Genomic DNA, 10,731 nt, shown 5'->3' on the forward strand with positions numbered 1-10,731 from the left:
CTCTATGAGGATGTAACTCAGGATAACAATTCGATCGATTCTTCGATGAAGAGAAGGTATCGAAGCAGTTTATTGCAATCATCAAAATCGATGGACTCAGTTGCAAATCGAGATTGAAATCATACATTACGTCATTCGTTGAAAACGGAGATCGCTGTTACGATCGAGCAATATTGAAGCCTCGACACGCCAAAATTTATAACTTGACAAATCGATCGGTTGCTTCGATTAAGGCACTGGTAATCCCCGGTTCGCTAATGGAATGTCCCGCATCGGGAACCACAACCAACTCCGCCTCCCGCCACGCGCGATGCAACTCCCACGCACTCACCATCGGACACACCACATCGTAGCGTCCCTGAACGATAACGGTGGGAATGTAGCGAATGCGATCGATATTGGCTAGTATTTGGTCTTCGCGATCGAAAAAGCCCCCATTCACAAAATAGTGGCATTCAATCCGGGCAAAGGCTTCTGCAAACCGATCTTGTCCGAACTTTTGCGCGACCCCAGGATCGGGCAATAATTTACTCGTTCTCCCCTCCCACATCGCCCAGGCGCGGGCCGCTTCTGCCCGAACGTCCGCGTCATCGCTGGTGAGACGCTTGTGGTAAGCCGCAATCAAATCCCCCCGTTCTTCTTCTGGAATCGGTTTGAGATAGTCCTCCCAAGCATCGGGGAAAATATTGCTGCATCCTTCTTGATAAAACCAACGCAATTCTTTGGGGCGCAACATGAAAATGCCGCGCAACACCAACGCTTGAGCGCGATCGGGATGGGTTTGGGCGTAGATTAGCGATAGGGTACTTCCCCAACTGCCGCCGAACACCACCCACTCTTCAATCCCCAGATGTTTCCGCAGTTTCTCAATATCCCCGACTAAATCCCAAGTGGTATTCTCCCGTAATTCCGCATGGGGAGTACTCCTGCCGCAACCGCGCTGATCGAATAATACGATTCGCCATTTATCGGGATGGAAAAACTGTCGGTAGGTGGGAAGGCTACCGCCGCCGGGGCCACCGTGGAGAAACACCACTGGTTTACCGTCCGGGTTGCCCGCTTCTTCGTAATAAATCGTATGCAAGTCGGAAACTTGCAGCGTCCCCGTGCGGTAGGGTTCGATGCTGGGGTAAAGCTTTCGCATAAGGAACGATCGCGCCTTTTGCCGTACAATGCTCAAACTGTAGTCGCAATCGCACCCCCTATGCAAGTTGATTGGCAAACGGCAAAAACCTACGAAGATATCCTTTATCACAAAACCGATGGCATCGCGAAAATTACCATCAACCGTCCCCACAAGCGCAATGCCTTCCGGCCTCAAACGGTTTTTGAACTCTACGATGCCTTTGCCGATGCCCGCGAAGATACTCAAATTGGTGTTGTTCTCCTCACCGGGGCCGGTCCCCACACCGATGGAAAGTACGCTTTCTGTTCCGGCGGCGATCAAAGCGTCCGGGGAAAAGCGGGTTACGTTGACGATGCGGGAGTCCCCCGTTTGAATGTATTGGATTTGCAGCGCCTGATTCGATCGATGCCTAAGGTGGTGATTGCCTTGGTGGCGGGATACGCCATTGGAGGGGGACATGTCCTGCATCTGGTGTGCGACCTCACCATTGCTGCCGACAACGCCATTTTCGGGCAAACCGGGCCGAAGGTGGGCAGTTTCGACGGGGGATTCGGCGCGAGTTACTTGGCGCGCGTTGTGGGTCAGAAAAAGGCGCGGGAGATTTGGTTTCTCTGCCGTCAGTACAGCGCCGAACAAGCCCAGGAGATGGGGTTGGTGAACTGTGTGGTTCCTGTCGAACAGTTAGAAGCCGAAGGAATGCAGTGGGCGGGGGAAATCCTGCAAAAAAGCCCGATCGCCATTCGCTGTCTCAAAGCCGCATTTAATGCCGATTGCGACGGGCAGGCGGGGTTGCAAGAACTGGCTGGGAACGCCACGTTACTGTACTACATGACCGAGGAAGGAGCGGAAGGGAAGCAGGCTTTTTTGGAGAAACGCCCCCCGGATTTTCGACAGTATCCCTGGCTGCCTTGAAGAAAATACTGCGTTAAGCCGTTGTGCGTTTGAATTCGATCGAACAACAACGGCAAACTCTCGCTCGATCCTTTTCCACTCCCCGTTCCCCATTGCCCGTTTCGGGTACGGGCGATCGATTTTAGACGCACGCGAGCTTAAATCGGTCGATCGCCCGTCAAATTGACAGGCGATTTCAAGGGTTTTATCTCCCCTAGCATCGTTGCGCTTTCGATCGATGGTTCGTGTCTACCCTTAGATAGATGCGTTCGATTTCAATCGATCGTACGATTTTGACCTGTGAAAAAATAGTCTATCCCATCTCAAAATCTATTCAAATTTGATGGATTTTTGACAGAGAAAATATCTCAAACATTCAACTAATTTAATCTTAAAATTAAGATCGTGTGAATGTAGTACAATAAAAAGCAATCGCTCGTTGTAGTCGCTTTACCGAATAAAAAGTGAAATTAGAAGATTAGGTTAATCAATTAAAACCGAAATCTTGTAAAGCTGCTGCCCCGGAAAATGGATTAATTTAACAATCGAACAGGTTTCTGATGGAAGAACGCAAAACACTCACTACAAAAGATGGGTATCCCATCGCCGACAACGACAATTCTCTCACCGCAGGCCCGAGAGGCCCGGTGGTCATTCACGACTTTCACCTACAAGAAAAACTCGCTCACTTCAATCGCGAACGCATTCCCGAGCGAGTCGTCCATGCCAAAGGAGCTGGTGCGTTTGGGACGTTTACCGTCACCAAGGACATCACCCAATATACCAAAGCCGACCTCTTCGGTGAAGTGGGCAAGCAAACCCCCATACTGGCTCGTTTTTCAACCGTTGGCGGGTCAAAAGGTTCGGCCGATACCGAGCGCGACCCCCGTGGCTTTGCGGTAAAGTTTTATACCGAAGAAGGCAACTGGGATATGGTGGGGAACAATACCCCCGTCTTTTTTATTCGAGATCCTCTCAAATTTCCCGACTTCATCCATACCCAAAAACGCTGTCCGGCAAATAATCTCAAAGACCCGTTAATGCGGTGGGATTATTGGTCTAAGTCTCCCGAAGCCCTGCACCAAGTTACCATTCTTTATAGCGATCGCGGTATTCCCAAAAGCCACCGCCACATGAATGGTTACGGCAGCCATACCTACAGCTTCATCAATGAAGAAAATCAACGAGTTTGGGTGAAATTCCACTTTAAAACAAAGCAGGGAATTGAAAACTTTACCGAAGAAGAAGCCGCAGAAATTAAAGCCAAAGAACCCGATTTCACCACGCAAGATTTATGGGATGCGATCGATCGCGGTGACTATCCACAGTGGCGTTTCTGCATTCAGGTGATGACCGAAGAACAAGCCGAAAATCACCCCGATAATCCTTTCGATTTGACCAAAGTGTGGAAGCACAGCGATTATCCCTTAATTGAAGTCGGAACTCTCGAACTCAATCGCAACCCCGAGAACTACTTCGCCCAAATCGAACAGGCAGCATTTTCCCCCAGCGCGATCGTGCCGGGAATTGGTTTTTCCCCCGACAAAACGTTACTCGCCCGAGTGATGTCCTACGCCGACGCGCACCGTTACCGTTTGGGAACCAACTACCAACAACTTCCCGTCAACTTGCCGCAATGTCCCTTTGCCACTTATCAACGGGATGGGGCGATGGCTTACGGCGACAATGGCGGTAGTACGGCGAACTACGAACCCAACAGCGACCCTAGCGCCCCAAAACCCAATGCCGATTACCAAGAACCGCCCCTGCCGTTGGGGGATGTGGCTGTCGATCGCTACGACCATCGTCAAGGCAATGACGAATTCTCTCAAGCGGGGGATTTGTATCGCTTGATGCCTGAGGATGCCAAGCAGCGGTTGGTGGATAATATCGTCGGCAGCTTAGGAGAAGTGCCCCAAGAGATTCAAGAGAAGCAACTGTGGCAGTTCCACCAAGCCGACAGCGATTACGGCAATCGCGTTGCCAAAGGACTGGGGATTAAAGTCGATCGAAGCGCGCCAGCGACATAAATTTAACCGGCTATTGCTGACGAGGGAGGCGATCGCGGTCTCTCGATGGGTACTGCGATCGCCTCAACGAAACAATATCGACTAAATTCGCTGACTTTTCGACCGAACCTGCGGAATGCGCGCCGTACTATTCGATGGCGAAATCCTCAGCCCCGATTAGATCGATCCCAATGCCGTCGAGTCGTACCAAAATCTCGTTACGATCGGCGACGGTGACGACCGTTGCCTCCCCGTCTTGAGTGATGGTCAATCGATCGAACGTTAAGCCCTCCGTCATTACCAGCAAGTCCGGGCCGTTTTCAAAGTCAGCGATGGTGTCGCTTCCCCGACCGATCGCGAGTACGAAGCGATCGCTGCCGTTACCGCCGACCAAACTGTCATTACCAAAGTCTCCGCTGAGGCGATCGTCTCCATCTCCTCCCGTCAGGGTATCGTCATTTTGCCCCCCAAACAAACTGTCATTGCCAAGGTCTCCGAAAAGTACGTCGTTTTCGGTGTTTCCGAAGAGAATATCGTTATCTCGGCCGCCGACAATGGTATCGCTGCCGGCATCTCCCACTAAGAGATCGTTTTGTTGATTTCCAAAGATCAGATCGTTATTTCGATCGCCCGATAAAAAATCGCTGTCGGAATTTCCCACTAACGTATCGTTGCCAGAATTTCCAAAAATGGTGTCACTTCCACCAGAAGCAAAAACAAGATCGTTTCCAGCTAACGCGCTGGCTAAATCATCGATATTTTCCAAAGTGACGGTATCGTCATTGGGGGTAAACGTTGAACCTTCCGGTGGAATTGCGCCAGCTTCAAATGCGCCAATATCGATTTGTCCGTCGGTGCGAAGTGCACCGCGTCCGTCGGCGGTCAGATCGACCGTATTTTGACCGGCATCGATCGCCGCACTACCGGGAAGTAATGCATGGGTAAGGATACCACCACCGTTGTCTTGCAAGGGGCTGAGGTTGGGATCTGCGATCGCAACGCTGTCAGTAATTCGGCGTTCTTCCGTGCCGCTACTGGTCACACCGGGAAACTGGAGATTGTTGCCACCGTCTTCGAAAGTGATATTGGTTTGTCGGTCTGTATTTGTGTCAGCTCCAGCGGTATTATTAGCAACGATCGTATTGGTTAAGGTAACGGGATTCGTTCGGCTGAAAATTGCCGCTGCGTTACTACCAGCTCGGTTATTAGCAATGGTTGTATTGGTAATCTCGGTCGTACTCGAGAGTCGCAGTGCGCCACCAACACCGCCACCATTGCCATCATCGGCGATATTGCCAGAAAAAGTACTATTGGTCAGCGAAACATCGGCTGTTTCAAAGGCAAATAATCCACCGCCGCGATTGGAAACACGGTTGTTGGCAATCGTGGAATTTACAACCATTAATTGACCGTCGGTATGCCAAATTCCACCTCCTTGAGACTCACCGGCAACATCAAGAATCACTTCGTTATTAACAAAGGTGCTACCCTCGATTCGGGCAACATCGGGATCGTAGAGGAAGAAGAAAACTCCCCCACCCCGTCCGGCACTGCGATTGCTGTCAAAAAGGCTATTTTGGACTAAAATCGTCCCAGAATCGGGATCGTTTCGATCGCTTGCCCCATCGACAAAAATACCTCCGCCAAAACCATTGGGATTCGTCGTCGAAGCGCCGGGGGTGGCATCATTTTGGACGAAGCGAGAGTTTTGAACGGTTAAACCGCTCAGGAGATTATAAACCGCACCGCCGTTAACACCTTGGTTGTTAGTAAAGTCGCTGTTTTGAATGGTGGTGGTATTAAAGGCAAAAATACTAATGGCACCACCACTGAAGCCATTCGTCGAAGTCGATCGATTGCCATCAAATTGACTATTGGTGATGGTGAGGTTGCTGCGAGAATTAACAGCGATCGCCCCACCTTGTCCGCCGGTGTTGTTGAGAAATCGACTGTTTTCGATGGCTAAAGTGTTTTGTCCCTGGGCGAAAATAGCCCCACCGCGATCGCCAGACAATCCATCGGCAACGGTGACATTTCGCAAAGCAAAATCCACCCCCGAGGCGATCCTGAAAATACGGCTGGAATTGCTGCCGCTGAGGGTCAACCCCGCAGCATTCGCCCCATCGACGATTAGGTTTTTATCGATCTCCAATTCCGTACTCGCTAGGGCGATGGTTTGATTTGCCAGACCTGCATCGAAGGCGATCGTATCTCCGGGAACGGCTGCGGCGATCGCCTCCCGGAGGGAACCAGAACCGAGATCGGCAGTAGATGTGACAGTGAGGGTTGCCATAGTTGCTGATAGAAAATGATGGGTAACGTCTGTAGGGGAATCCTACCGTGGTTATTCCTTAGAACCCACCCCCGATCTCGCAACCGGCCTATTCGCTAGGACACAGGTGTTGGGGAGAAGGCAAAGATGAGAAAATACAGAAGGTGTGGGGATGTCGATGACTGAACCACGAACCGGTCTCATTTCCACTTTTCTCAAAACTGTACGATGCCACTTATCAAAGTTCAAACCTCTGTATCTGCACCCGATCGATCGGCGGTTGAGGTAATGCTCAAAACCCTCTCGGCAAAACTCGCCCAGCATCTAGGCAAACCCGAATCTTACGTGATGACGGCTTTTGAGCCGAATGTATCGATGACTTTTGCCGGAACCTCAGACCCAGTTTGCTACGTTGAAGTCAAAAGTATTGGCAAGATGACACCCGATTGCACGAAGGCGATGAGTCAAGACTTTTGCGAGCAGATTAACGATCGGCTGGGGGTTCCCGAAAATCGCATCTATATTGAGTTTGCCGATGCCGAGCGATCGATGTGGGGTTGGAACGGCGGAACTTTCTAAGCCCGGTTAACGAACGTCGGCGATAACCACCCGAAGACCTTCTCCCTCTTGTGCTTTGAAATTCTTTACAAATGAAGCCGCTGTGATAGTATCTGTGTGATAAAAGTACCTAGCTTTCTGCTAGATAGGCTGTTGTCGGTATTGCGCCATCTCAAAAAGCGATTTTCTTTTTGACGATCGTTACTCCCGATTGGCTTCTATGGCAGACGGCAAGTTCGTCAAAACCGAAAGGCTTGCTCCCTGTGGTGGGGAGAAAAAGTGTGAGAGAGTAACTGAAGCAATGTCAGTAGGTCAATTCAATAGTTCTGGGGTCAAAAACTCGCCCAAACCCATCCGTATGGGAGTCATTGGGGTGGGCAATATGGGTCAGCACCACACTCGGGTTCTTAGCTTACTCAAAGATGTAGAGCTGGTTGGGGTATCGGATATCAACCTAGAACGGGGACTCGATACTGCGAGCAAGTATCGCGCTCGTTTTTTTGAAGATTACCGCGATTTGCTGCCCCACATCGAAGCCGTTTGTATTGCCGTTCCCACTCGGTTACATCATTCAGTGGGTATGACCTGTTTGCAAGGGGGAGTGCACGTCCTGATCGAAAAGCCGATCGCGGCGAATATCGCCGAAGCGGAATCCCTCGTCAATCAGGCTGCCGAATCTGGCTGTATCCTGCAAGTGGGGCATATCGAGCGCTTTAACCCCGCCTTCGGAGAACTGAGCAACGTTCTGAAAACCGAAGAGTTGTTGGCGATCGAAGCCTATCGCATGAGTCCCTATACCAACCGCGCGGCAGATGTTTCGGTGGTGTTGGATTTGATGATTCACGACATCGATTTACTTCTGGAGTTGGTTCCCCAACCCGTTGTCAAATTAACCGCCAGTGGCAGCAGCGCCTCCGACTCCGGCTACTTAGATTACGTCACCGCAACGCTGGGATTTGCGAACGGTATCGTTGCCACCCTAATTTCGAGCAAGGTAACCCATCGCAAGCGTCGTTCCATCATCGCTCACTGTAAAAACTCCCTAACAGAAGCGGATTTTCTCAGTAACGAAATTTTGATTCACCGTCAAACCACCGCCGACTACCGAACGGCATACGGTCAGGTGTTGTATCGTCAGGATGGGTTGATCGAGAAGGTACGGACGAGCAACATCGAACCCTTACACGCAGAATTGGAACATTTCGTCCATTGCGTTCGCGGGGGAAATCAACCGTCCGTCGGTGGAGAACAGGCGCTTAAAGCCTTGCGCTTAGCCAGTTCGATCGAGCAAATGGCTCTCGATGGCAAAGTTTGGCAGCATCGGGATCGAGAGTTGTCGGGAGTGGAAGAATGGTAATCGTTACGGGGATAATTTAACCGCAATAGGACTGACGCAAAGCCTCTATCTATCGGATGTGTATAGTGCTTCGCACATGGCTGCGCTAAAGCACGCAGTGTAACGCATTAATGCCACTAAATCTAAGAATGCTTCTAAGTCCTGTGATTTTCTAGCTCAAAAGCGAAAAGTCGTTCGCACTAATCCGATCCAGATATCATCATTTTCGTCGTTGTGTTCTGGGTCGGTAATTAATAAAATGCCAGGAACGATCGAAATATCATCGGTGGCTTGGTAACGATAAGACAATTCAATGTGATAGGAGGCGTCGCGATCGCTCCGTCCGGGAATGTCGTTATCAGCCAACCGAGACGGCACGCCAAACACGAAATTTAACCGATCGCCCTTTTTGCCCGCATCGAGTAAAGTCGCCGTCACGGCCCAACTCCAAATATCGGCATCCGCACCTTGAGGCGCATCAAACCCATTGCGTCGGGGGGAAGATTCGGCAATGGCATTGGTATAGGTCAGCCAACCCCCCATCAAAAACCGATCGCTCACTTTGTAAGAAGACGCAATCCCTAAACTGTTTGCGGATGTTGCCGTACTACCACCAAAGGGCAATTGGGCAAATTGGCTGCCGGTGTTGGCCGTCAGATCGACCGTTTCTCCAGGTTCGCTGGAGTAGTAGCGAGCGTAAAGCAATCCGATTTCCAAAAGATCGGACGGGGTGAAATTGACGAGCGCGAAGGTTTGAGACTGACTCTCGAACAGTCCCTGTTCTGGATCGTTCGGGGTAAGGACTAAATAACTCAAACCGAAAGCTACTTTCTCGGAGAATTGATGATAGACCTGGAAACCGCTACCAAAACCCCGCGAGAATATGGAACTTTCGGACCCAAAGTTGGAGATCGAGGAGACGGGACTGAGGTTGGGGAGGATACGGCTGGTATAGTCTCCCAGGGCGGCGATCGAGATTTCGGTACGATCGCCCACGGGAAATTCATAAAACAGCGTATTGAGGCGGAGACTATTTTCGGTATCGGTCGAACGACCGATCCGCGTCATCTCAGTTCCCGTGACGCTACTGGCGAAGCTGTTGAGGTTGCCAGCAACGAACTGGGTGCGCAGTCGATCTCGTCCGGTAAAGCTGGTATCGAATGCCAGATTCGCCCGATAACCCAAGGTGAGATTGGAATCAATATCGTCGGTGGGACGTTCGCCGGGTGAGACAGCGCGGCGATCGCCAAAAGCACTGGTGAGTCGAAAATCGATATCGCCCCGCAGAACCGTCGTCGTAGAGAATTGGGTGGCTTCAAGGTCGCTCGCTCGCGCTTCGAGGGAAGTCATGCGACCCTGCAAAGCGGTCAACTCGCTGGCAAATTCTGCTTGCAGCCGCCGCAGGAGTACCATATCTTCGGCCGTCATCGAGTCTTCTCTTGCCCCTCCCATGCGGGCGACAACGCGATCCAAACACAGGTTGAGGGCGGCCGCGAATTCAAAGCGCGTCAGGGCTTCGTTGCCGCGAAAGCGACCGTCGCCATCTCCTCGAACACAACCATAGCGTTCCACCAAAGATTTCAATGCCTCGAACGCCCAGTCCGTGGGTTGAACGTCCGAGAGTCGATCGACTGAGGGAATGCGGTTTTCGATCGAATCTTCTAGAGCGACTTTGGGCGATCGAGTCCTTCCATTCACTTCGATTGCCGCACTCTTGACGAAATTGCGTTCTAATACATTACTCGATGCTATTGCTGGAGAGACTGTCACCAGACAGCTCACAACAGATAGCAGAATCGTTCGACTGCTGCAGCAGCCTCTGACAACTATAGATAGGTTTGTTGTGTCTTTCCAAAAATAGAAAATATGTTGTTTGGTGCGAATTTTCACGATTTTATGGGTTTCCCTGGAATCTTAGCTAGAATTCGATCGATCTTTCTGATATCTTCTAATACTTTTTTGCCCTTGGATCTCTACATCCAATATTTGCTCGACGCGATCGAAAATTTAATGGCTGCTTCAAATGTCGAGTCGCTCGAAAATCGTCAATTCAAGACCTCGAAAACCGTTGCACGTTGAGTGAAGAATTTAACGATATTGTCCGCATTATCGAGTATCAAGAACCGATCGATCGCATCGGAGAATTGATTGAGGACTTACGCAGGAACTCTACAGACAGCGCGCATGTATGCCATTGGCTTCTATAGATAGTGGTTGAACGACCAGTTTTCATAAGTTCTGTTGATTCTAAAATGCGAGCGGATTATCCACGATCGAATCGCAGATCGGCTCGATCGTCCCAACATGATTTCCCAAACCGATCCCGACAACCGAGCTACCATCCGGGAGTACAGTGACGCAATAGACTCAATTCGAGTCTCTGTTTGTCCGGATTGGGAGCGATCGCCACGAAGGGATCTTGAATCGAATGTTGCAAGCCGCGCCGAGCGAGCGTTTTGGCTCGGCAGCCGCAGTACTCGCCGCCCTGGAATCCAGCTCGTCTGCCACGCCTTCGGCTTCACCCACCGCTCTCCAACAA

The 10,731-nt window shown here is 50.8% G+C and carries 7 protein-coding genes; 4 read left to right on the forward strand and 3 right to left on the reverse strand.

What is annotated here, in order from left to right:
- Positions 1-196: 196 nt before the first annotated feature.
- The gene (pip, locus tag IQ235_RS08810) at positions 197-1,144 is read right to left on the reverse strand and encodes a prolyl aminopeptidase (protein ID WP_264321105.1); all 948 of its coding nucleotides are present in this window, start codon (positions 1,142-1,144) and stop codon (positions 197-199) included.
- Positions 1,145-1,204: 60 nt separating this feature from the next.
- Here pip and menB point away from each other — a divergent pair, with 60 nt between their 5' ends.
- Together menB and IQ235_RS08820 are read left to right on the forward strand one after the other, a co-directional pair.
- Positions 1,205-2,038 (forward strand): 1,4-dihydroxy-2-naphthoyl-CoA synthase, encoded by an 834-nt coding sequence (gene menB, locus IQ235_RS08815; protein WP_264321106.1) that lies wholly within the window; start codon positions 1,205-1,207, stop codon positions 2,036-2,038.
- 539 nt (positions 2,039-2,577) lie between these two features.
- Positions 2,578-4,047, forward strand: a complete 1,470-nt coding sequence (locus IQ235_RS08820; RefSeq protein WP_264321107.1) for a catalase — start codon at positions 2,578-2,580, stop codon at positions 4,045-4,047.
- A gap of 127 nt (positions 4,048-4,174) precedes the next feature.
- On the opposite strand, the gene IQ235_RS08825 is transcribed toward IQ235_RS08820, so the two are convergent.
- Positions 4,175-6,319 (reverse strand): choice-of-anchor Q domain-containing protein, encoded by a 2,145-nt coding sequence (locus IQ235_RS08825; RefSeq protein WP_264321108.1) that lies wholly within the window; start codon positions 6,317-6,319, stop codon positions 4,175-4,177.
- 207 nt (positions 6,320-6,526) lie between these two features.
- On the opposite strand from IQ235_RS08825, the gene IQ235_RS08830 reads away from it, so the two are divergent.
- Entirely contained in the window at positions 6,527-6,877 is a 351-nt protein-coding gene (locus tag IQ235_RS08830; RefSeq protein WP_264321109.1) for a phenylpyruvate tautomerase MIF-related protein, read from the forward strand.
- Positions 6,878-7,157: 280 nt separating this feature from the next.
- Positions 7,158-8,213, forward strand: coding sequence for a Gfo/Idh/MocA family protein (locus IQ235_RS08835; RefSeq protein WP_264321110.1), 1,056 nt, complete (start codon positions 7,158-7,160; stop codon positions 8,211-8,213).
- A gap of 156 nt (positions 8,214-8,369) precedes the next feature.
- Here IQ235_RS08835 and IQ235_RS08840 read toward each other — a convergent pair whose 3' ends face one another.
- Positions 8,370-9,962: an iron uptake porin gene (locus tag IQ235_RS08840; protein ID WP_264321111.1), complete on the reverse strand. Its 1,593-nt coding sequence runs from the start codon at positions 9,960-9,962 to the stop codon at positions 8,370-8,372.
- Between the last annotated feature and the right edge of the window lie 769 nt (positions 9,963-10,731).

Source organism: Zarconia navalis LEGE 11467, assembly GCF_015207075.1.
Taxonomy (GTDB): Bacteria; Cyanobacteriota; Cyanobacteriia; order Cyanobacteriales; family Geitlerinemataceae; genus Zarconia; species Zarconia navalis.